At 69.2% G+C, this 21710-nt stretch carries 25 protein-coding genes; 12 read left to right on the top strand and 13 right to left on the bottom strand.

Annotated elements, in window-relative coordinates; genetic code table 11:
• Nucleotides 1–2 precede the first annotated feature (2 nt).
• Nucleotides 3–1067 carry a TauD/TfdA family dioxygenase gene (locus M2351_RS23180; protein ID WP_264658417.1) on the bottom strand — a complete coding sequence of 355 codons (1065 nt, stop codon included), beginning with the start codon at nt 1065–1067 and terminating at the stop codon, nt 3–5.
• Between the two features lie 153 nt (nt 1068–1220).
• On the opposite strand from M2351_RS23180, the gene M2351_RS23175 reads away from it, so the two are divergent.
• Complete coding sequence (locus M2351_RS23175) at nt 1221–2207, top strand: M23 family metallopeptidase (RefSeq protein WP_264658416.1); 987 nt, start codon at nt 1221–1223, stop codon at nt 2205–2207.
• Here M2351_RS23175 and M2351_RS23170 read toward each other — a convergent pair.
• Together M2351_RS23170 and M2351_RS23165 are read right to left on the bottom strand one after the other, a co-directional pair.
• Nucleotides 2204–2737, bottom strand: a complete 534-nt coding sequence (locus M2351_RS23170) for a GNAT family N-acetyltransferase (protein ID WP_264658415.1) — start codon at nt 2735–2737, stop codon at nt 2204–2206. The genes M2351_RS23175 and M2351_RS23170 overlap by 4 nt on opposite strands.
• A gap of 24 nt (nt 2738–2761) precedes the next feature.
• Entirely contained in the window at nt 2762–3115 is a 354-nt protein-coding gene (locus M2351_RS23165; protein WP_264658414.1) for a hypothetical protein, read from the bottom strand.
• A 256-nt stretch (nt 3116–3371) separates the two neighbouring features.
• Between M2351_RS23165 and M2351_RS23160 the strand changes: the two genes are divergently transcribed.
• From M2351_RS23160 to M2351_RS23150, 3 genes are all read left to right on the top strand, one after another.
• Entirely contained in the window at nt 3372–4358 is a 987-nt protein-coding gene (locus M2351_RS23160) for an aldo/keto reductase (RefSeq protein ID WP_264658413.1), read from the top strand.
• 17 nt (nt 4359–4375) lie between these two features.
• Nucleotides 4376–4966, top strand: a complete 591-nt coding sequence (locus M2351_RS23155) for a carboxymuconolactone decarboxylase family protein (RefSeq protein ID WP_264658412.1) — start codon at nt 4376–4378, stop codon at nt 4964–4966.
• 132 nt (nt 4967–5098) lie between these two features.
• Nucleotides 5099–5986, top strand: coding sequence for an NAD(P)-dependent oxidoreductase (locus M2351_RS23150; RefSeq protein ID WP_264658411.1), 888 nt, complete (start codon nt 5099–5101; stop codon nt 5984–5986).
• Nucleotides 5987–6041: 55 nt separating this feature from the next.
• On the opposite strand, the gene M2351_RS23145 is transcribed toward M2351_RS23150, so the two are convergent.
• From M2351_RS23145 to M2351_RS23120, 6 genes are all read right to left on the bottom strand, one after another.
• Nucleotides 6042–7037, bottom strand: a complete 996-nt coding sequence (locus tag M2351_RS23145; RefSeq protein ID WP_264658410.1) for a LysR family transcriptional regulator — start codon at nt 7035–7037, stop codon at nt 6042–6044.
• A gap of 10 nt (nt 7038–7047) precedes the next feature.
• A complete protein-coding gene (otnC, locus tag M2351_RS23140; protein WP_264658409.1) occupies nt 7048–7680 on the bottom strand; it encodes a 3-oxo-tetronate 4-phosphate decarboxylase in 633 nt (210 codons plus the stop codon).
• Nucleotides 7681–7693: 13 nt separating this feature from the next.
• On the bottom strand, nt 7694–9217 hold the full coding sequence (locus M2351_RS23135) for a tripartite tricarboxylate transporter permease (protein WP_264658408.1): 1524 nt from the start codon (nt 9215–9217) through the stop codon (nt 7694–7696).
• A gap of 30 nt (nt 9218–9247) precedes the next feature.
• Entirely contained in the window at nt 9248–9775 is a 528-nt protein-coding gene (locus M2351_RS23130; RefSeq protein WP_264658407.1) for a tripartite tricarboxylate transporter TctB family protein, read from the bottom strand.
• 71 nt (nt 9776–9846) lie between these two features.
• Nucleotides 9847–10839: a tripartite tricarboxylate transporter substrate binding protein gene (locus tag M2351_RS23125; RefSeq protein WP_264658406.1), complete on the bottom strand. Its 993-nt coding sequence runs from the start codon at nt 10837–10839 to the stop codon at nt 9847–9849.
• A 43-nt stretch (nt 10840–10882) separates the two neighbouring features.
• A complete protein-coding gene (locus M2351_RS23120) occupies nt 10883–11938 on the bottom strand; it encodes a 4-hydroxythreonine-4-phosphate dehydrogenase PdxA (RefSeq protein ID WP_264658405.1) in 1056 nt (351 codons plus the stop codon).
• 187 nt (nt 11939–12125) lie between these two features.
• On the opposite strand from M2351_RS23120, the gene M2351_RS23115 reads away from it, so the two are divergent.
• Both M2351_RS23115 and M2351_RS23110 read left to right on the top strand, forming a co-directional pair.
• Nucleotides 12126–12827, top strand: a complete 702-nt coding sequence (locus M2351_RS23115) for a GntR family transcriptional regulator (RefSeq protein WP_264658404.1) — start codon at nt 12126–12128, stop codon at nt 12825–12827.
• Nucleotides 12828–13032: 205 nt separating this feature from the next.
• Nucleotides 13033–14373 carry a homoserine dehydrogenase gene (locus M2351_RS23110; RefSeq protein WP_264658403.1) on the top strand — a complete coding sequence of 447 codons (1341 nt, stop codon included), beginning with the start codon at nt 13033–13035 and terminating at the stop codon, nt 14371–14373.
• 29 nt (nt 14374–14402) lie between these two features.
• On the opposite strand, the gene M2351_RS23105 is transcribed toward M2351_RS23110, so the two are convergent.
• Entirely contained in the window at nt 14403–15788 is a 1386-nt protein-coding gene (locus tag M2351_RS23105; RefSeq protein WP_264658402.1) for an ELWxxDGT repeat protein, read from the bottom strand.
• 133 nt (nt 15789–15921) lie between these two features.
• On the opposite strand from M2351_RS23105, the gene M2351_RS23100 reads away from it, so the two are divergent.
• Entirely contained in the window at nt 15922–16200 is a 279-nt protein-coding gene (locus M2351_RS23100; protein WP_264658401.1) for a hypothetical protein, read from the top strand.
• A gap of 8 nt (nt 16201–16208) precedes the next feature.
• On the opposite strand, the gene M2351_RS23095 is transcribed toward M2351_RS23100, so the two are convergent.
• Together M2351_RS23095 and M2351_RS23090 are read right to left on the bottom strand one after the other, a co-directional pair.
• A complete protein-coding gene (locus M2351_RS23095; RefSeq protein WP_264658400.1) occupies nt 16209–17081 on the bottom strand; it encodes a Crp/Fnr family transcriptional regulator in 873 nt (290 codons plus the stop codon).
• Between the two features lie 188 nt (nt 17082–17269).
• Nucleotides 17270–17749: a hypothetical protein gene (locus tag M2351_RS23090; protein ID WP_264658399.1), complete on the bottom strand. Its 480-nt coding sequence runs from the start codon at nt 17747–17749 to the stop codon at nt 17270–17272.
• 173 nt (nt 17750–17922) lie between these two features.
• On the opposite strand from M2351_RS23090, the gene M2351_RS23085 reads away from it, so the two are divergent.
• Nucleotides 17923–18063: a hypothetical protein gene (locus M2351_RS23085; RefSeq protein WP_264658398.1), complete on the top strand. Its 141-nt coding sequence runs from the start codon at nt 17923–17925 to the stop codon at nt 18061–18063.
• 25 nt (nt 18064–18088) lie between these two features.
• Here the strand turns inward: M2351_RS23085 and M2351_RS23080 are convergent, their stop codons facing one another.
• Complete coding sequence (locus tag M2351_RS23080; protein WP_264658397.1) at nt 18089–19081, bottom strand: AraC-like ligand-binding domain-containing protein; 993 nt, start codon at nt 19079–19081, stop codon at nt 18089–18091.
• Nucleotides 19082–19705: 624 nt separating this feature from the next.
• Between M2351_RS23080 and M2351_RS23075 the strand changes: the two genes are divergently transcribed.
• The 4 genes from M2351_RS23075 to M2351_RS23060 all read left to right on the top strand — a co-directional run bounded on the left by M2351_RS23075 (nt 19706) and on the right by M2351_RS23060 (nt 21692).
• A complete protein-coding gene (locus M2351_RS23075) occupies nt 19706–19900 on the top strand; it encodes a hypothetical protein (protein WP_264658396.1) in 195 nt (64 codons plus the stop codon).
• Between the two features lie 293 nt (nt 19901–20193).
• On the top strand, nt 20194–20664 hold the full coding sequence (locus M2351_RS23070) for a DUF2589 domain-containing protein (protein ID WP_264658395.1): 471 nt from the start codon (nt 20194–20196) through the stop codon (nt 20662–20664).
• Between the two features lie 53 nt (nt 20665–20717).
• Nucleotides 20718–21353, top strand: a complete 636-nt coding sequence (locus M2351_RS23065) for a DUF2589 domain-containing protein (protein WP_264658394.1) — start codon at nt 20718–20720, stop codon at nt 21351–21353.
• A gap of 81 nt (nt 21354–21434) precedes the next feature.
• Nucleotides 21435–21692 (top strand): hypothetical protein, encoded by a 258-nt coding sequence (locus M2351_RS23060; RefSeq protein WP_264658393.1) that lies wholly within the window; start codon nt 21435–21437, stop codon nt 21690–21692.
• Nucleotides 21693–21710: the final 18 nt, after the last annotated feature.

The raw sequence follows: 21710 nt of genomic DNA, 5'->3' as shown, positions 1-21710 counted from the left end.
CCTTACACGGCGTCCAAGGGCGCGTTCAGCAGGGTGCCCGGGACGATGATGCCGCCGCGCTCGCCCGGCGCGACCGTGCCGAAACGTTCCGCGAAGACCAGAGGCAGCGGGCGCGCGCCGGCCGCAAGCCAGAGCCGCAGCAGGTGCCGCTTGCGCTCCGGCTCCGGCCAGTCCTCGAAACCGGTGCGGTCGTGCAGCAGCGTGTGGTTGTTCACCAGCTGCACGTCGCCGGGCTCCAGCGCCATGGTGAAATGGAGCGCCGGGTCGTTCGCCAGCGCGTCGAAGAGGTCGAGCGCCTCCGTCAGCGCCGGCGTCAGGCGCGGCGCGTCGGGGAAGCGCTGGGCGGAGTCGATGTACTGGCGCTGGTAGATGGCCGACAGGTGGCCCTGGTGCCAGTTGAGCACCGGGATCAGGAAATAGGGCCTCTGCCCGGCCGGCACCTCGCCGCGCCGGTCGGTGGCAATGGGCTGGAACAGCAGCCGCGCGAGGTCGGGCCGGCGCCGCCGCATCTCGTTGAAGATGGTCACGGAGCTGACCAGGGCCGACAGCCCGCCCGAGCGCGCCGTCTTCAGGCAGAGCAGCCCGACCACATCGCAGGAATCGGTGTGGAAGGTCTGGCGCTCCCGCGTCTGGTAGATGCGCACCGCGGGGTTGTCGGAGCTGAGCCCCAGGTCGCGGACGTGGCCGAGCACATGACCCTTGGCGTTCTGCGAGCGCGCGCTGCCCAGGTGCGTGCCCAGCCCGAAGAAGGCAGTGGCCGCCTCACGGATCGACCAGCGCTGCACCGGCAAGCCGCGCAGCAGAGCGAAGCCGCGCCCGTCCAGCACGTCCGCCAGCACCCGCTGAAGGACCGGGCCGAGGGTGGGCAGCGCGAACTGCTCGCGCGTCATGGTGGCGATTTCCCGACCGGTCGCGGCGAAGGCGGCGACGGCGCGCTCCACCTCCGCGACCTCGGCGGCGGCCAGGGGACGGACCCACGCGCCGCCCGCGGCCATGTCCGGGCCGTACCAGGCGGACGGTCCGGTGATCTCCGGCGGCAGGTCCTCCGGCGGTGCGGCGTGCGGCATTGGGGCGTCTCCGTTTCTCGTTCTTGATTCGTAACGATGGTTGCGCACTCTAGCACGCGGCAGGGTTCGCCGGCGCCGATCATTGTCCATGGCGGAACGGCCCGCCGATCCCTATGGTCGAGGCTCGGTTCCGCGCCATTGCCGAGAGTTCGCATGTTTCGCCGTCCGACCGCCGCCCTGCTGCTGCTTGCCCCGCTGGCCTCCGCCATGGCGGCGGAGCCACGCTTCGAACTGCCGATCGACTGCCGCGTCGGGGAGGTCTGCTTCGTTCAGAACTATGTGGACGAGGATCCCGGGCCGGGCTGGCGGGACCACGCCTGCGGGCGGCTAAGCTACGACGGGCACGACGGCACGGACATCCGCCTGCCCGACTACCGCATGATGGACAAAGGCGTGCCGGTGCTCGCCGCTGCGGCCGGCACCGTGCTGCGCGTGCGCGACGGGATGGAGGACGTGAACGCCAGGATCGTCGGACGCGACAAGGTGGTGAATGTCGGGGCCGGCAACGCCGTCGTCATCGACCACGGAGACGGCTGGCAGACCGCCTACCTGCACATGAAGCGCGGCAGCCTCGCCGTGACGCCCGGCCAGCGGGTGGAGACCGGCCAGAAACTCGGGCTCGTCGGGCTGTCGGGCCTGACGGAGTTCCCGCACGTCCATTTCGGCGTGCGCCACAACGGCACGGTGGTCGATCCCTTTGTCGGGGAGGACCCGCCCGCCACCTGCGGCCAGCCCGGCCATTCGCTGTGGAGCGCCGCGGCGGCCAAGGCGCTTGCCTACAAGCCCACGGCGGGGCTCGGCGCCGGTTTCGCGGTTCGCATTCCGGAGGACGAAGCGGCCCGCCATGGGGAGTACGACGCCGACCGGCTGACCGCGGATGCCCCGCTGCTGGTGATGTGGTCGGACATCATGGGCAGCAAGGCCGGCGACCGCCAGCGCGTGCGGATCGAGGCAGCGGACGGCCAAGTGCTGTTCGAGCACACGACCGACCTGGCGTCCGACAAGGCGGCCTGGTTCGGCTACCAAGGGCTGAAGCGCCCAGCCGGAGGCTGGCCCAAGGGCCCTTACCGCGGCACCGTCACGCTGATCCGCAACGGCGAGGCGGTGGTCACCCTGGAGCGCACGATCGCGCCGCGTTAGCGGCGCGATCGCCACTGGTCGCGGGTCTGGCCCCAGATCTCGATGGGTGCGGCTTCAAAGGGGGCCGGCAGGCGGCCGGGGCCACGCAGGTCCGAGCCGAGCCGGCGCGCCACGGCCTGCGACGGGGCGTTACCGGGGTCGATGGAGTGGATGACCTCGGTCCAGCCCAGCGCGTCGAAGGCCCAGTCCATGGCCGCGGCGGCGCCCTCCGTCGCGTAGCCCTTGCCCCAGGATTCGCGGGACAGGCCCCAGCCGATCTCCGGCCCCGGCCAGCCCTCGGGCTTCCAGGGGCCGAGGCGGCCGACCCAGCGCCCGGTCGCCTTTTCGATGACCGAGAACATGCCGAAGCCCTGGACCGACCAGGCGCCGGCCATGGTCAGGAAATCCCGCCACGCCTGCGAGCGCGCCTGCGGGCCGCCGACGAAGCGGGTGGCCTCCGGGTCGGACCGCCAAGCGGCCCAGCCCTCGAAATCCTCCGCGCGTGTGGGGCGGAGGACCAGCCGCGCGGTCTCCAGAACCGGTTCAGCCATGGGTCGGGGCATGGTTTTGCGGCCTTACCCGACCAGGGCGGACTTGACGAGCACGGCGGCGCTTTCCGTGGAATCGCGCTTGTCCAGCTTCTTCGCGACCTCTTCGATGTCGGCCAGCGGCAGCACGCGGCGGGCCTGCTTGGCGACCGTGGTCAGCCGACGCTGCGCCAGCCGGACGCGGTCGCCCAGCTCCGTCAGCGCCTGGTAGGCCTTGCGGCGGGCGGCGGTGTCGATGCTGCCGCTCGTCTCGGTCGCGCGCTCCGTCGCGGCCGCCAGTTCCTTGCAGGCCTGCAGGTAGGCGGTGATGGCCTCGGTGATCTGCCGGCGGGCTTCGGACTTCGGGTCGATGGGGGTGCTGCTCGACGCGGACACGGACACGGGACAAGGCTCCTGGCTGTTGCTGGTGAATTTCCGAAAGACAGGCGGCGAAAATGGGGCGTCCGGTGGCGTATGTCGAGCGTCATTGATCGGCAGGACAGCCGCATCCCCCGCATGGCTGCCCGTTCGGATGAGGAACCCGGCCCGCTGGCCGGTGCCGGAGGGCGTGGGGGGAGCTTGGAACGGCGTCCCTTTCCGCCATGTTGTTTGGGCACCCGCCCGGCCGCAGAACACGCCGCTGAACACGAGGATCACCATGGCCAACACCCAGCATTTCGCCCCGCCGGGCCCGCTCGGCTTCGGGGGCGCGCCGCTCGGCAACATGTTCGAGGAGGTGCCGGACGACGTCGCGGAGGCGACCCTGGCCGCCGCCTGGGACGCCGGAATCCGCTATTTCGACACGGCGCCCGAATATGGTCCCGGCATCTCCGAACACCGCTTCGGGCATGTGCTGCGCAATTACCCGCGCGACCAGTTCGTGCTGTCCACCAAGGTCGGCCGGCTGCTGCGCGCCGACGCCAGCAAAGGCGGCAAGCACGGCCCCTTCGTGAAGGGCCTGCCCTTCCGCGTCGACTACGACTACACCGCCGACGGCGTGCGCCGCTCCATCGAGGACAGTTTGCAGCGGCTGGGCATGGCGCGGATCGACATCGCCTACATCCACGACTGCGCGGAGGACGCGCACGGCGACCGCTGGCTGGAGGTGTTCGACACCGCCATGAAGGGCGCCGCCGTCGCCCTGACCAGGCTGCGCGAGGAGGGGGTGATCCGCGGCTGGGGCCTGGGCGTCAACCGGGTGGAGCCCTGCGTGATGGCGCTGGAGCGGGCGGATCCGGACGTCTTCCTGCTCGCCGGGCGCTACAGCCTGCTGAACCAGCCGGCGCTGGACGAGCTGTTCCCGCGCTGCCAGGAGCGCGGCGTGCACGTCGTGGTGGGCGGCCCCTACAACTCCGGCATCATCGCCGGGGGGAAGAATTTCGAATACCAGGAAGCGTCGCCCGACAAGGTCGCGGCCCGCGACCGGCTGGCAGACATCGCGAAAAAGCACGGCGTGGACCTGCGCGCGGCAGCGCTCCAGTTCTGCGCGGCGCACCCGGTGGTGGCCTCGGTCATTCCCGGTACCAAGAATCCGCCGCGCGTGCAGGAGAACGTCCGCTTGATGAACGCGCCGATTCCCGCCGCCTTCTGGCAGGAGCTGAAGCAATCCGGCATCCTGCCGCAGCAGGCGCCGACGCCAGCGTGATGGAGAGGCAGGGGAACGTGATGGGGGATGAGCGCAAGAACACGGACCCGGCCACGGCACAGGCAGGCACGCCCTACCAACCGCTGTCCGATGCCGACTGGCCGCCGGATTTGGCCGATATGTTGCCGGGCTTCGCCGGGCGTCTCAACGTCTACCGGGTCATGGCGCACAACCCGGCGCTGCTGCGCTCCTGGGCCGGGTTCCGCGACCATGTGGTGGTGAAGAACGCGCTCGGCCCTCAGCGCAGCGAGGTGGCAATCCTGCGCACCGGGCATCGGCTGGGTGCGCCCTATGAATGGAACCACCATGTCTGCCGCGGCCGCGCCTGCGGGATGGAGGACGCGCGCATTCTCAGCCTCCGCGGCGCGCCGGAGGCCATGGCCCCCGAGGACGCGGTGATCGCGCGGGCGGTCGACGATCTGGTCGACCACGCCCGCCTCTCGCCCCCGGTGCGCGAGGCGCTTGAGGCGCTGGTCGGCACCACGGGGATGTTCGACGTGATCGCCACCGTTGGGCTCTACAGCACGCTGGCCTTCATCGTGAACAGCTTCGACACGCCGCTCGACGCCGACGTCGCCGCGCAATTGGAGGAGCGGCCGATCGGCTGAGTCCGAACCGGCGGAGGTCGAGGGCGTCCTCACCCATGCCCATTCCGGCATGGATGGATGACGGACGGCGATTGGAACGTTATCGCTGGTTCCGCTAACGTTCCGTAGGTCCACCAACCTTCGGAGCCGTCCATGCCCGTCCGTCCGCCCCGCCGCCTCGCCTTCCTCGGCATCGGTCTGATGGGGTCGCGGCAGGTCCGGCGCCTGCTGGCGGCGGGCTACCCCGTCACCGTCTGGAACCGCACCCGCGCCAAGGCGGAGCCGCTGGCGGAGCATGGCGCCTCCGTCGCCGACACGGCGGCCGAGGCCGTGCGCGACGCCGACGCCGTCGTCGTGATGCTGGAGAACGGCCGCGTCGTCGCCGACGTGCTGTTCGCGCAGGGCGTGGCGGAGGCGATGCGCCCCGGCGCGCTGCTGATCGACATGAGTTCCATCCAGCCGGCGGAGGCCCGTGACCACGCCGCCCGCCTCGCCGAACGCGGCGTGCGCTGCCTCGACGCGCCGGTGTCCGGCGGCACGGTGGGGGCGGAGCAAGGCACGCTCGCCATCATGGTCGGCGGCGCGGAGGAGGACTTCGCGGCGGCCGAACCGATCCTGGCAGCCATGGGCCGCCCGACCCGCGTCGGCCCGGCCGGGGCCGGTCAGTACGCCAAGCTCGCCAACCAGATCATCGTCGGGGCGGCCATCGCCGCGGTCGCCGAGGCGCTGCTGCTGGCGGAACGCGGCGGCGCCGACCCCGCCAAGGTGCGTGACGCCCTGCGCGGCGGCTTCGCGGAGAGCCGCGTGCTCGACCTGCACGGCCAGCGCATGGTGGACCGCGCCTTCGAGACCAAGGGGCGCTCCGTCACCCACCTGAAGGACATCGACAACGCGCTGGCCGCCGCGGCGGAGACCGGCTTCGATGCGCCGCTGACCCGGCAGGTCGGCGACCTGTTCCGCGACCTGCTGGCCGTGGAGGGCGACCTCGACCATTCCGCGCTGTACCTGGTGCTCGACCGGCGCAGCCGCGGCGGTCGCTGAGTGGGTGGTCGGCTAAACCCTCTCCCCCCTGGGGAGAGGGGACTTTGAAGGCGCGTCAGGGCCCTGCCCGCCAGGACCGGCGCAGGTCCGGCAGGGCGGCGGCTTGGCGGCGCAGCGCGTCCAGGACGGCGGTCGTGGCGGGCGCCTGCTCGCAGCCGGCCACGCGGATGATGCCGAGCGAACTCAGGCCGAAGCCAAGCGCGAAGGGCAGCACGGCGACCGTGCCGCCGCGCACCGCTGTCGCCACGGTGTCGAGCGGCAGGACGGCCAGCACGTCCTCCGCCGCGACCAGCGACAGGGCCGCCGTGTCGGAGGCGGTTTCCACATAGAGGGTCGGCTCGGCGATGCCCAGTTGGTGGAAATGGTCCTCCAGGCGGTCGCGGGACGGGCTGCCACGAGGGTGCATGACCCAGGGATAGGCGACGGCGTCCTCGATGCGGAGAGCCCCGCTGCCGAGCAGCGGGTGGCCGACCCGGCAGACCAGCGCCAGGGGTTCGTCGCACAGCGTCTCGAACAGCAGGCCGCCGCGGTCGGCGCCCGCGGGGATGCGCCCGACCGCGAGGTCGATGCGGCGGTCGTGCAGGGCGGCGACCAGCCGGTCGCTGGTGTCGACCTGCAAGGACAGGCACAGGGTCGGGAAGCGCTCCCGCAACTCGCGCACCGTGCCGGTCATCAGCTGGGGCATGGCGCCGGTAACGCAGCCGATGCGCACCGCGCCCAACAGGCCGGACGCCAGCCCGGCGATCTCCTCCCCCGCCGCCGCCAGCTCCGCCATCAGGTTGCGGGCGCGGCGGATGACCACGGCGCCGTAGGGGGTCGGCGTCAGGCCGCGCGCCTGCCGCTCGAACAGCGGCACGCCCAACAGCATCTCCGCCTGTTGCAGCAGCTTGGTGGCGGCGGGCTGGGTGGTGTTCAGGTGATCCGCGGCGCGGCGCAGGCTGCCGAGGTCGGCAATGGCAACCACGAGGCGCAGTTGTCGCAGCTTCAGACGAAGCGGCGCCCGTTCCAACCGCCCGTCCTGCGGTATGACCGGAGTCAGGGCCAGGGTCATGGAAGCGCCGTCAGTTGCGGAAATGGACGTTCAGCTCGGCCACCTGCTCCGCCGTCAGCGGGCGCGTGGGATGGCCGTGCAGGAGGAAGTGCAGCTTGGCCGTCTCCTCCAGCTCCTCCAGCGCGTATTGCGCGTCCTTCAGGCTCTTGCCGGCGATGACCGGGCCGTGGTTGGCGAGCAGGATGGCGGCGTGCTTGACCGCCACCTCCTTCACCGCCAGGGCCAGCCGCTCATCGCCCGGCCGGTAGTAGGGCACAAGGGCGAGGTCGCCGACGCGCATCACGTAATAGGCGGTCAGCGGCGGCAGAACCGGCGCCCCCGGCTTGTGGTCCAGGCAGGACACCGCCGCGCAGTGGGTGGAGTGGGTGTGGATGATCGCCGTGGCGTCGCCCCGCACGTCGTAGACGCAGCGGTGCAGGAACGCCTCCTTCGAGGGCTGGTCGCCGTCGAGCAGCCGGCCGGCGGAGTCCAGGCGCGACAGGCGGGCCGGGTCCAGCTCCCCCAGGCTGCTGTTGGTGGGCGTCACCAGCCAGCCGTCGTCCAGCCGGACGCTGAGGTTCCCCGTGGAGCCGTGGACGAGCCCGCGGCGGACCAGAAGCTCCCCCATCCGGCACAGCGCCTCGCGCGCCTCGCTCTCCCGCATCGCGATTCCTCCCTTATCCGGCCTGCACCGATGAGGAGGCCGAGCCCGCCCCGCCCAGCCGCTGCACCAGCGCCGAGGCCAGCGGCCAGAGGAGGAGCAGCAGGGCCAGCGTCATGATCGTCCCGACCAGCGGGTTCGACCAGAAGATTCCCAGCGTGCCTTTGGACATGATCATCGACTGGCGGAAGGCGTCCTCCGCCTTGTCGCCCAGCACCATGGCCAGCACCAGCGGGGCGATCGGGTAGTCCAGCTTCTTAAACACATAGCCGGCGAGTCCGAAGGCCAGCACCAGCCCCATGTCGAAAACGGAGCCGTCCACCGTGTAGGCGCCGATGAAGCACACCACGACGATCACCGGGCCGATGATCGAAAAGGGGATGCGCAGGATGGCGGCGAACAGCGGCACGGTTGCCAGCACCAGCACCACGGCGACGACGTTGCCCAGATACATGCTGGCGATCAGGCCCCAGACGAAGTCCGGGCGCTCGATGAACAGCATCGGCCCCGGCGTCATGCCCCAGATCATCAGGCCGCCCATCATCACCGCCGCGGTGGCGGAGCCGGGGATGCCCAGCGCCAGCATGGGCAGGATGGCGCTGGTGCCGGCGGCGTGGTCGGCGGTTTCCGGCGCCACGACGCCCGCGGGCTCCCCCTTGCCGTAGCCGTCCTTGCGCCGGGCGAAGCGCTTGGCGATGCCGTAGCTCATGAAGGACGCCGCGGTGGGGCCGCCCGGCGTGATGCCCATCCAGCAGCCGATCAGCCCGCTGCGCAGAAGCGTCAGCCAATAGCGCGGCAGTTCCCGGACCGTCTGGAACACCTCGCGCGGGCTGATGCGCGCCCGGATGCCGTCAAAGCGCAGCCCCTCCTCCATCGTCAGCAGAAGCTCGCCCAGGCCGAACAGGCCGATCACCGCGACGAGGAAGCTGATGCCCTTCACCAGTTCGATCATGTCGAAGGTCAGGCGCAGGCTGCCGGAGATGGTGTCCATGCCGATCGCCGCGAAGGCGAAGCCCAGCATCATCGACACCACCGTCTTGAAGGGCGAGGAATGGCCCATGCCGATGAAGCTGGCGAAGGTCAGGAGGTAGACCGCGAAGAACTCCGGCGAGCTGAACTTCAGCGCGAACTTGGCGACCCAGCCGGACAGCAGCGTGATGACCAGAACGCCGAACAGGGCGCCGGTCGCCGCGGACAGGAAGGCCAGCGTCAGCGCGTGCGCCGCCCGCCCGTTCTTGGCCATGGGGTAGCCGTCGAAGGTGGTCGCCACCGACGAGGGCTCGCCCGGTATGTTGAACAGGATCGAGGTGGTGGAGCCGCCGAACAGCGCCCCCCAGTACATGCTGGTCAGCAGGATGATGGCCGACACCGGGTCCATCGTGAAGGTCAGCGGCAGCAGCAGCGACACCCCGTTGGGCGCCCCCAGCCCCGGCAGCACGCCGACCAGGATGCCCAGCATCACGCCGGCCATCATCAGGCCGACGTGGTAGGCGGTCAGCGCGATGCTGAACCCATGCATGAGGTTGGCAACATTGTCCAAGGCAGTTCCTCCCCAGGAAACGGCGGTCGGTCAGTGAAGGCCGAGCCAGGCCTCGAGCGGGCCTTTCAGGATGGGCACCTGGAACCAGATTTCGAACAGGACGAAGAAGAAGACCGCCGTGCCGCCCCCGACCGCGGCGGCCTGCCACGCCCGGTATTTCCCCTGCACGACCATCACGCCGAACAGGTACAGCGCCGTCGCGACGTAGAGGCCGAGCAGCACCGTGGCGACCACGAAGGCAACCATCGGCAGGCCGAAGGCCAGGACGCGGCCGGCTTGCTCCGCGTTCAGGAAGACCTCGCGCGAGCCGCGCTGGCGCCCGCGCTGGTGCAGGACGGCCTGGGTGAGCGTGCCGAGGCTGGCCAGCACGATGAACAGGCCGATGTAGAAGGGGAAATAGCCCGCCTGCGGGCCGGCGTCGTCCCAGCCGGTCCCGTATTCCAGCGAGCCCAGCGCGACGACCGCGCCGATGCCCGCGGTGACGAGCGCCGTCGCCACCTCCATTGCGAACCGGGTGATGACGAAACCGGCGGGCAGCCGTCCGGGGAACATTGGCATGGGGCGCACTCCGGAAATATCCCCTCTCCCAGCAGGGCTGGGAGAGGGGAGAATTGCGGCTTACTGGCCGTTTACTGAACGATCCACTTCTCGGCCTTGAAGACCTCGACCGCGCGGGTTTCGTCCTGCTTCACGAACTTGATCATGTCCTCGCCGGCCATGAAGGCGTCCGATTGCGACGTGCGCTCGATGTATTCCTTCCATTCGGGGGTGGCGCTGACCTTCTTCAGCAGGTCGGCGTAGAAGGCGACCGCGTCGGGCGGCGCGCCGGCCGGCAGCCAGACGGTGCGCGGCATGCGGTAGCTGTCGATGGCAATCCCCGTTTCCTTGCAGGTGGGGATGTCGCTCCACCCCATGCCCTGGGCCACCTTCGGGCCGGCCTCCATGCGGGCCGGGCTGAAGACGCAGAGCGGACGGACCATGCCGGCCTTCCACTGGCCAATGTTCTCGTTAGGGTTGTTGACGTTGGAGTCGATGTGCGCGCCGGCCAGCTGCACCGCCGCCTCGCCGCCGCTCTTGAAGGGGATGTAGGTGAACTTGGCGCCCGTGGCCTGGGAGATCAGGCTGACCAGCGTCTGGTCGGTGTCCTTGGACTGGCTGCCGCCCATGCGCAGGCCGTCGGGCTTCTTCGCCGCCTCGACGTAGGCCTTGGTGTCCTTGAGCGGCGATTCCCCGTTCACCCAGATCAGGAACTCGTCCAGCGCCATGGTCGCCACCGGCGCGAAGTCCGACGCCTTGTAGCCGAGCTTGGCGACGTAGGGCAGCAGGTACTGGTTGTTGGTGCCGAAGGTCAGCTTGTAGGGGTCGCCGGCGGCGCTGGCGGAATAGACGTAGCCCTCCGCCCCGTTGCCGCCGCCCTTGTTGACCACGACGATGGGCTGGGCGACCAGCTTGTGCTTGGTGACGATCGCCTGGATGGTGCGGGCGAAGTTGTCGGTGCCGCCGCCGGCCCCGGAGGTGACGACGAACTCCACCGGCTTCGCCGGCTTCCAGTCCGCAGCGCCCGCCGCGCCGGCCGTGAAGGCCGACGCCAGCAGGGCGGCGGCGAGGATCGTCTTCTTCATTGTCGTTTCCTCCCTTCGTTGAACGATGATTTTTTGGGCTCGGTTACCCCGCGGCAAGGCGCGGTGCGGCCTCCCTGTCGGTGGTTTTCGCGGCCATGCGGGCGGCGAGCAGAAGCGCCTGCCGGCTGGCGCCGATGTTGGCGATGCCGCGCCCGGCGATGTCGTAGGCGGTGCCGTGGGCCGGCGTGCAGATCGGGAACGGAAAGCCGCCCAGCAGCGTGACACCCCGGTCGAAGCCCATCAGCTTCATCGCGATCTGGCCCTGGTCGTGGTACATGGTCAGCACCGCGTCGAAGGCGCCCCCCTTGGCGCGCAGGAACACGGTGTCCGCCGGATAAGGGCCGGAGGCGTTGTAGCCGCGCTCCACAGCCATCCGCACGGCCGGCTCGATCACGTCGATTTCCTCCCGCCCGAAGTTGCCGCCGTCGCCCGCGTGGGGGTTCAGCCCGGCCACGGCGATCCGCGGGTTGGCGAAGCCGGCGGCGCGCAGGCAACGGTCGGTCAGGTCCAACTCCGCAAGGATGGCCTCCGTCGTCAGGCTGGCCGCCACGTCTTTCAGCGGGATGTGCGAGGTGACGCGGGCGTTCCACAGCCCTTCCAGCACGTTGAACTCGCGCGCCGCCCCTTCGAACCCGATCACGTCGGCGACGAAGCGGATCTCGTCGTCGTAGCCGGCGTAGACGGTGCGCATCGCCTGCTTGTTGAAGGGCGTGAAGCACACCGCGTCGGCCTGACCCGCCTGGGCCATGCGCAGGGCCCGTCGGAAATTCTCCGTTGCGAAGGCCCCGCCGACCGCAGTCGCGGCGCCGCGCGTCACGTCCGCCGGGTCGAGGTGGCCGAGGTCCACAAGGACCGGCTTCTCCGCGGCGTACGTCGGCGCACCCGGCTGCACGATGTCGATGTCGAGCGAAAGGCCGGCGACGCGCGCCCCTTCCTCCAGCACGCGGCGGTCGCCGAAGACGACCAGACGGGCCGCCGCGCGCACCTCGTCGAGCGCCAGCAGCTTGGCGGTCAGTTCCGGGCTGATGCCGGCGGGATCGCCCATCGCCAGCGCGATGGTCGGGCGCTGATGGGCAGCGGTTTGCGGCTGAGATGCCACAGGCAACTCCCTGGATTGGCTTCGTATCCCGATTATGCGTAACACGAACAAATAGCCGCATCAAGCATGTTGCGTGTTGAATGCTGAATTCAGCATTCAGGTCATTGACGCCGACCCGGCCCGCGTGCATTCTTTTCAGGCGTGGTCGGGTACGGTTGCGGCTACGACTGTGGCGGGAGTGTCGGTGATGAGGGCGGATCGGGCGGCGCTGGACGTTGAGGAACAGGCTCTTCCGGGGATCGAGGGAGGGCGCATCGAACGCCCGACGCTGCACGACGTCGTGGTGACCCGCGTGCGCGACATGATCATCGAGGGCACGCTTCCCGCCGGGTCCCGCATCCACGAGGGGCAGCTGGGCCAGCAGCTCGGCATCTCCCGCACCCCGCTGCGCGAGGCGCTGAAGGTGCTGGCCATGGAAGGGCTGGTGGAGCTGGTGCCGAGCCGCGGCGCGCTGGTCCGCAAGCTGACCGCCAAGGACGTGAAGGACATGCTGACGGTCCTGACCACGCTGGAGGATCTGGCCGGCCGCCTTGCCTGCCAGAACGCCAGCGACGCGGACATCCGCCAGGTCCGGCGCATGCACGACGAGATGATGGAGCTGTACCGGGTGCGGAACCGGCTCCCCTACTTCAAGCTGAACCAGGCGATCCACACCGCCTTCATCCGGATTTCGGGCAACGAGGCTCTGGCCTCGGTCCACGGCATGCTCCAGGCGCGGCTGAAGCGGATCCGCTTCATCGGCAACGAGACGCCGGACACCTGGGCCGCGGCCGTCGCCGACCATGAGGATATGATCGCGGCGCTGGAGGCCCGCGACGGCGAGCGCTTGGCCAAGGCGCTGACCCACCACCTGGAAGCCACCTGGGACCGCGTGCAGCACGCGATTTGACGGATTTTCACCACCAAGGCACCAAGACACCAAGTGAGGCGTCCGGCCCGACACGCGAACCGGAGCCGACGCGAAGGCAGGTTTGATCTTGGTGTCTTGGTGCCTTGGTGGTGAATCCCCGCACACGCATCAACCACCACCACAACCCGGCAAACAAAGCCGGGGCAGCCCGCGGACGCACCGCCGGGAAGGAGGAGACATGCCCATGCTTCAGCCCATCGCCGTCGCGCTGGTCGGCGCCGGAGAGTTCGGCGCGACCTTTGCCGCGCAGGCGCGCCGCATCCCGGCGCTCGCCCTGCGCGTGGTCTGCGACCGCGACCTCGAACGCGCGCGCAACGCGCTGCGCAGCGGCGGCTACGCGGCGGAGGACCTCGCCGTCTGCGACAGCCGCGCTGCGATCCTCGGCGCGATCGAAACCCGCAAGGTGGCGGTGGTTGCCGACCTCGCCCTGCTCGCCGACCTGCCGTTGAGCATCGTCGTCGAGGCGACCGGCCAGCCGGAGGCGGCGGCGCGCGTTGCCGAGCTGGCGCTGGCGTCCGGCTACCACCTCGCGCTGGCGACGAAGGAGACGGAGGTGGTGATCGGCCCCCTGCTGTCGCGCCGCGCCAAGGCGGCCGGGCTGGTGCACACGCCGGTGGACGGCGACCAGCCGAGCCTGCTGATGGGCCTGATCGCCCGCGCCCGCCTGCTCGGCCTGCCGGTCGTCGCGGCGGGGAAGGCGGGCGAGTCCGACTATGTCTTCGACCCGGTGGCGGAGACGGTCACCTGCTGGGGCCGCACCGTCGCCGTGCCGGGCTATGGGCGCCTGTTCGACGTCGGCACCGATCCGCGCGCGGCGCTGGCCGACCGCGTGGTGCCGGGGCTGGAGACCGCCACCGTGCCGGATCTCTGCGAGTTGGCCGTGGTCGCCAACCACACCGGCCTGTCGGCCGACCGGCCGGAGTTGCACGCCCCCGTGGCGCGCACGGTGGAGCTGCCGTCCATCTTCCGCCCGGCGGAGGATGGCGGCATCCTCGGACGGCGCGGCGCCGTGGACGTCTTCGCCTGCCTGCGCCGGCCGGACGAGCTGAGCTTCGCGGGCGGAGTCTTCGTGGTGGTGGAGACGCCCGACCCGGCGACCGGGCGCCTGCTGGGCGGCAAGGGCATCCCGGCGAGCCCGGACGGCCGTTACCTGCTGCTGCACAACCCCGTGCACCTGTTGGGGGTGGAGGCGCCGGCCTCCGTCCTGTCGGCGGCCGGGCTCGGCCGCTCCACGGGTGGGGAGGAGGTGCTGCCGCGGGTGGACCTCGCCGCCCGCGCGGTGCGCGACCTCGCCGTGGGCGAGACGCTGGCGATGGAGGCGCGGCACGCCATCCCCGCGGTCGATCCGCTGATCCTGCCCGGCCGCCGGCTGGAGGCGGACGCGCCGGTCCCCTACTACCTCGCCGCCGGCCGGCGCGTCGCGCGCCCGGTCGCCAAAGGACAGGCGCTGACCATGGCCGATGTGGACCTCGACGCCGACAGCACGCTGCTCCGCCTGCGCCGGGAGCAGGACGTCCTGTTCTGACGTCCTGTTCTGACGTGGGGTTCTGACCTTCAGATCGGCGTCACCGAATGCGGGTCGAAGGACGGGAAGGCCGGGTCGGCGCTGCCGATCCGGGTCACGTGGCCCCCGCCGGCGTCGACGGAGAACAACACGCGGTCCTGGTTCAAATCGGTCGCGCTGAAGAACAGCCGGTTGTCGACCACGCTCAGGTCGGCGGGCGACGACCAGCCGTCGTTGGAGGCGGCGTCCTTGACCCTGTGGGTGCCGGCGGCGGTGCCGTCGCTCATCCACAGGTCCGGGGCGCCCTGCCCCTCCCCCGCCGTGAAGAACAGTTCCTTGCCGAGCGCGGTCAGGTTGCTGACGGCGGAACTCCCGCTGCCCGGCGTGATGTCCTTCACGAGGTGCGTACCGTCCGTGGTGCCGTCGGAAAACCACAGCTCCCGCCCATGCACGCCGTCGTTGGCGGTGAAGAACAGGTTCTTGCCCGCGGCGGTCAGGTTGTTGGGGTTCGTTTCCGGCAAGGAGGCGAAGGACTTCACCTTCTGCGTGCCCTCCGGCGTGCCGTCCGACTTCCACAGCGCGAAGCCGGTGTTGAAGAACAGCGTGTTCCCGGCAGCCTCCAGATTGGTGATGAAGCCGCTGCGCGGGTCGTCGAACAGGTCGTTCTTCAGCAGGACGGTCCCCTCCGCCGTGCCGTCGGTCTTCCACAGGCCGATGTTGAAGCCGCCCTGCCGCGAGGTCAGGAACAGGTCCTTGCCGACGGCGGTCAGGTGCTGCGGCGCTTGGCTGTAAGGCGTCGGTGGGTCGAAGCTGCCGGGAATGAAGTCCTTGACCAGCGTGGTGCCGGAGGCCGTGCCGTTGGTCTTCCACAGCGCCACCCCGTGCGTGCCGTCGTTGGCGCTGAAATACAGATCGCGCCCCACCGCCGTCAGCTCGGTGGGGAAGGCGCTGGCCCCGCCCTGCCGCAGGTCGGTCACCATCCGCGTCCCGGCGGCGGTGCCGTCGCTCGTCCACAGCTCGGTCCCGTGCGTGCCGTCGTCGGCCGTGAAGTAGAGCCGGCGGCCGGCCGCGGTCAGATGGCCAGGGTCGAAGGAGGCGCCGGGCGGCTCGATGTCCTTGACCAGCGCCGTGCCGGACCCCGTCCCGTCGGTCTTCCACAGCTCCACCCCGTGCGTGCCGTCGTCAGCCGTGAAGAAAACGGTCTTTCCGACCGTCGTCAGCTCCTGCGGGTCCGAGGGGTCCGATCCCGGCGCGATGTCCTTCACCGGGCGCGCGGAGCGGCCGTCGGTGGCCCAGATCTCCCGGCCATGGGCGGAGTCCCATCCGGTGAACACCGCCCGGACGTGCGCCGGATTGGTTGGCCGGGAGTCGGGGCGGTGGGCGTGGCCGTTCATCTTCTTGGGGGCCGTCTTCTCGGGGGTGTGCTGGTTGTCCATCGGTTTCTCCTCCGCGGCGGGCCAGCATGGCGCCGAAGGCCCCCCTCGGACTTGATCTGGTTTAATGCTGCGTCCAGCCATGGTCCGAAAATCCCGGAGTGAATCGCCCCATTCCGACATCCGCGAGATTGCCATGAACACCGAAGCCGCCGCCCATACCCTCGTCAAACGTCCGGCCGTGACCAAGGCCGCAATCGCCGGCCTTGTGGATTCGCTGGCCCGGACCGCGGCCCAGGACGGCACGGACGGCGTGATCCTGGCGACCTACCTGCGGCACCTGTACGGCGGCCCCGATCCGGAGCTGATCCACGAGATCGGCCGGCGGCATTTGGACGCCTTGAACAAGGGGCTGCAGGCGCGCGGCCTGCCCGCCGTCACCTGCGACGAGCACTGCTTCCGCTTCCTGACCTGAAGCGGCGGTCAGGCGGCGGCAGACGTGCCGATGTTGGGACCGGGGTCGGGATCCAGCTGCGCGATCCGGGCGAGACGGCCGGGGTCGAGCAGCACCAGGTCTCCCTTGCGGAATTCCAGGAGGCGCTCGGCCTTCAGCTGCTTCAGCGTTCGGCAGACGTGGACAGGGGTCAGCCCCGTCGCGTCGGCGATGTGGATCTGGCTGAGCGGCAGGTGCAGGACCGTCCCGGCCTGCGGTCCACCGTCAATTTCGCGTTGCGAGGTGATGCGCCGGTGCAGGTCGAGCAGGAGGTTGGCGACCCGCCCAAGGGCGGCCTGTTGCCCCAACGCGCCGACGTGGTTCCAGGCGGCCAGGGCCTCGCGCGTTACCATCGACGCGAAGTTCATGGCGAGCCTGGGGGACTCCGCGCAGACCCGGTAGAACACCGCCCGCTTGATGGCGCAGACCGTCATGTCGGTGATGGCATCGGCGCTGTAGGCCATGCCGCTGTCCCCGGAGCCCTCGAAGCCGATCAGGTCGCCGGGCATGGCGAAGCGGATGATCTGCCGTCGCCCGTCCTCGAACAGCTTGTAGATCACGGCCCAGCCGGACTGCACGATGAGGATGTGATCGAACGGCTCGCCCTGGTGGAACAGCGGGACCCCGGCTTTCCGGGCGCTCGTCCGCGCGCCGTGGGGAAACAGCCGGTCGATGTCGCGCCGGTCGACGCGGCGGCACACGCTGACGTCCTGGACAGGGCATTGGCCGCAGGACAGCCAGCGCACGGGCGTCGCACCGTTCGGAAAATGGTTGGACGCAATCGCACCGGAATGGGCGGCACCGGAAGGCCGGTCGAGCGCGTCGGCGGGCATGTTGGCGGACATGTCGGCTTCATCACGCACGATGACGCCTCCGATCCGGGGCAGGCATTGCCACCAAAAGCATTGCCGCCAAAAAACATTGCGGATGAAGGGGATGCTAGGCCGTCACGGCGTTCCCCGTCCATTCTTCCGACGGGGTAGGTCGAGGATATGACATCGGGCACAAGGGGGGCGCAAGGCGGGTGCCGAAAGCCGGAACCCGGGCCGCGTCACGGCCCGACGCCGACCTGCCAGGGCTCCGGCGTCGGCTCCATAAGGGGTCCGGCGACACCGCCCAGCGACAGGGCGTGCAGGGAGTTCCGCTGGAAGCCGCAGGCCTCCGCGGGCGCCGCCGCGACGTCCGGCCGGAAGGCGTAGGGGCGCGGCGCCTCGCGCGTCGCGGCGGTGTCCACCGTCGTGACGGGATAACCGATCCGGGCCGGTGCACTCTCCTCCGCCCAGACCCACAGGACGCGGGGATCGCTGCGGAACTCGCTGAGCACGGTGGCCAGCGTGGACCGGCATTCGGCGGGGTCGAGGTTGTGCACGCCCTGGTCGACGACGTCCGTGTCCGCCACCGGGCTCGCCGCGGCGAGCGACCACCAGCCGGCCATGACGAGACCGGACACGACCACGCCGGCCGCGGCGGTGGCGGTTAGAAAGTTCAAGTCCTGCCCGGCGTCGTCCCACCGGTTCGATCCGTCCTGCATGCTGATCCCTCGCCTGCGCACCGGCGACTGTACCGTCCTTCGGCCACTTGGCCGAAAAGCCCACGGCGCTGCGTTCCGGGGCACCCGCCCCAATCATCCAAGCCTGGGAAATCTATGTTGCAATGCACAAAAACACACCCACGGACTCCGGTGGGGAGCCGTGCGATGAACGCATGACCGTTTGCGTCCGCCGCGCGCCAGCGTGGATCGCGCCCGGCGCGGCCGCGGCGGAGGCGATCGTCGCCGACGGCGCCGATCAACCCCGCTGCGTCGCGAACGAGGGCATCGAGCCCCTGCTCGCCCCTCGCCCGTAAGCCCGACTTTCGGTCGGGTCCGCCGTCAGTTCGTGGCGGCGGGGCTTCGCCGCAGGCTGGTCAGCCAATGCGCCAGCGTCTCCGCGTCGCGGCGCGCAGGAAGCGAAACCGGGGCGGCGGTCGTTTCCCGCGACCGGGCTCGCGCTTCCCGCGGGCTGAGGCCGAAGCGCCGCCGGAAGGCGCGGCTGAAATGCGCGTCGCTGGTGAAGCCGTGCGTGTAGGCGACTTCGCTGATCGACACCCGGCCGCCCCGGCTCGGCCGGGTAATCTCCATGTAGCAGCGGTCGAGCCGGCGGTTCTGGATCAGGGCCGCCACGCCGCCGTCCTTGCCGAACAGCCGGTACAGCGTGGCGCGCGACATGCGGAAGGCGTCGGCCAGCCGGGTCGGCGTCAGCCGGTGGTCGCTGAGGTTGGCGTCGATGTAGTCCAGGATCGACAGGCGGCAGGTCGTCCGCATCATCTGCAGCGAGTCCGGAAAATTGTCGCTGACCAGCGCCGACGTGCGTTCCAGCATCAGCACGGAGGACTTCAGCGCGGCGTCCGCCTCCAGCCGGTCCATGGTCGTCGCCACGGTGGCGAGCGTGGACAGGTGGCTTTCGAACAGGCGCGTCATGGTCAGCCTTGCCGGCAGCACCATGCCGTGCAGCGTGCCCTGCCCCAGGGTGGCGGCGATCAGGTCGCGCGGCAGCAGGAGCATGACGCTGCGGAAGGCCTCCGTCTCGATGACAGTGGGGTGGCCGAGGTCGAGCAGGGCGATGTCGCCGGGGTCGATGCGGACCGCCCGGCCGGCGCATTGCGCCTCCGCCCCTCCTTGGAGGAAGGCCTGCACGACGATGTGGTCCAGGCCGGTCGCCGCGGCGTGGCCGATGGATCGGACGAAGCGTTGCCGCTCCCCCGTGCACCGCACCACCAGCGCCCGTCCGAGCCGGGCCACAGACAGCTGGCCGCCGAACGGCCCGCCGTCGCTTATGGGTTCGACGTCGAACAGCGGTCGGAAGACGTCCCGCCACAGCGGCATACGTTCGTTCTCCGGCATTTCGTTGAGGTCGAAATGGAGCGCGCTTCCCTCATTCAACATATCCGAATACACCATGCTCGTCTGAGTTAAGTTGCCCATCGTCACCAAAGAACGCGCACCACTCCCCGTCCCCCCCGACGTCGCCGGGCGGCATATTTGTAATATTATTGGCAGCGTGTTGGACTAGCTTCCGTCTCTAATCAGCGCGACGCGGTCTATCAAGGCAACACCGTACGTATTTCGGCGTATTATGCGCACGAGAAAATGTCACTAATATTTGAATATCCACTTCAATTTAGAAACATTCAAACAATAGTTTTGAGACACAAGGTCAAAACATGACGATCTTTATGATGTAGAAAAACAGCCGTTCCGCCTCATGGGCACCAGCAACGGCATTTCCTGTCTTTATCATACAAAGGCATGATTTAACCTTCGATCATTATCTTCTTTCGTCGATTTGATTGAGGGCATGGCATGGCGCAGCGGTCCGCGCGCGGCGCGGCGATGCGTCCTGGTGCCGTTTCCGGCCACGAAAGGCCGCTTGCGGGGTGGAACCGTCCGAACGGCTTGCGGCCGTCCGGTCGCTCGTCCTCACCGCCACGACGCACCAGGAGACCGACAATGGTTGCAACGCCTTCGGGAATTTCGGGCACCACCACTTCGGGCACCGCCCCGGACCCCAGCCTGCTCAGGGCCAAAGTCGAGGGAACCTACCGGCGCGAGCAGCGCAGCGAGAGCCGCACCGAAACTTCCTGCGTCCGGCGGATCGACGTGGTGTTCGACGGCGAAGCGCACCCCGCCCCCGACCGCGAATGACCCGCCGCGTCCGCGCGAAGATCCACACCATGGAATGTTGATGCCGGCCGTACAGCGGAATGAGACATCAGGTCCATGGAAAAACCTCGCGCTCTTACGCCCTCGTGTTAAACAAATGCCGCAAGACAAACTTTTAATACTTTAAAAGAAGCAAGCTGCACATTTGGACGACGAAACCTTTATTTTTAAAGGTCGTCCGTCGTCGTGGGTTTGTTTTTGGGTCATGCGGCGATTTTTGTGCGAGCGGGCCGCCGCTCGCAAAGTCCCACCACTCAGAATGAGGAATCGATCCCGTGTCCGGACTTACGCTCCACGACCTGATCCAATCCATCGCCGGCGCCGTCGCCGATGCGCAGGACAAGGTCCAACGCTTCCAGATCGCGACCGTCCGCCAGTACTTCGACGAGAACAACCGCCCGGTCAGCGTGGACGTCCGCCTGCCGTCGCTGGACATCGACGCCGAGCCCGAGGACGAGCGGCTGGTGCATGTGCCGCTGCTGTCGCTGGTTGGGCCGCAGCTTCTCAACATCAAGGACGTCGAGATCCAGTTCGACGTTGCCCTGAACGGGCTTGCCGACAAGGCCCCCTCCGACGGCGACGGCGAAGGGCCGGTCGAGGGCGCCCACAAGTCACTGAGCGTCGATATGGGCGCTCCCCGCGATCGTGGCGCGGGCTCGATGGCCCGCGTCACCCTCAAGGTCGAGAGCCAGGAGCCGTCTGACGGCATGGCAAGGCTGATCCAGCACCTCGACAAGCAAATCTAACCAATTTGCAAATTCAACCGATTGGCAAATCTGACCAATGAAAGGGAAAAGCAATGCCTATCAACATGGGTGACCAGTTCCGCGGCCTTCCCATGGGCGACCTGATCGGTGGCCCGCTGATGGCGGCCTGCGAGGCGCAGGTCCGCCTGGCCAACGCGACGGCCGACTTCATCAAGGTGGTCGGCTTCATGCCGCCGACGGCCGAGGAGATGAAGAAGGACAGCCGCGCCGTCGGCGACATCCGCACCGTGTCGTTCAAGTACGACCGTCCGACCGAGGATGGCAGCGGCAGCGAGCGCGTGTCCATCGACGTGCCCCTGCTGGCCGTGGTGAAGATCCCGTCGCTGGCCGTCAACAAGGTGGACATCACCTTCGACATGGAGGTGAAGAACTCCGAGCGGCAGGCCGAGTCCACGGACGCCAAGGCGGAGATCCAGGCCAGCGTGTCCGGCGGCTGGGGCCCGGTGAAGGCCAGCGTCAAGATGACCGGCTCGGTCGCCTCCCACAAGGAGAACACCCGCCAAACCGACCAGTCGGCCAAGTACCACGTCGAGGTCCACGCCGAGGACAACGGCATGCCCGAAGGCCTGGCCCGCGTGCTCGACATGCTGTCCCAGTCGGTCGCGCCCAAGCAGGTCGAGAAGAAGGAAGGCGACAAGCGGATCGGCTCCGGCGCCGCGGCGGAGTAACGCCGAACAACGCCCACTGAGGCCTTCACCGTGAAGGCCTGACCCCACGCATGCACATTCTCTCCGGGCAGGCGACCAGACATGTTTGATCTCACTGACGTCGGTTACATCAAGCGCATCGTGGTCGGCAGCACCGACCCGGAGAAGCTTGCGTCGGAAGAGGAGGCCCGGTCCGCGGCCGACCTCCTCAACCGATGCCTCGCCGGCCCGCCGCGGGGCCGCATCGTGGGCATCGAGAAGACCTTCACCCTCCTGAACATCGGCGAGCACCAGGTCGTGCTGCAATGCATGATCTACCATGTCGGCTTCGCCCGCCGGCCCCACTGGCTCGAAGAATAGCGGGGGCCGCGGCGATGA

Origin of the sequence: Azospirillum canadense, assembly GCF_025961225.1 — a bacterium.
GTDB classification, from domain to species: Bacteria; Pseudomonadota; Alphaproteobacteria; order Azospirillales; family Azospirillaceae; genus Azospirillum; species Azospirillum canadense.
This window is presented reverse-complemented; position numbering and strand designations above follow the sequence as displayed.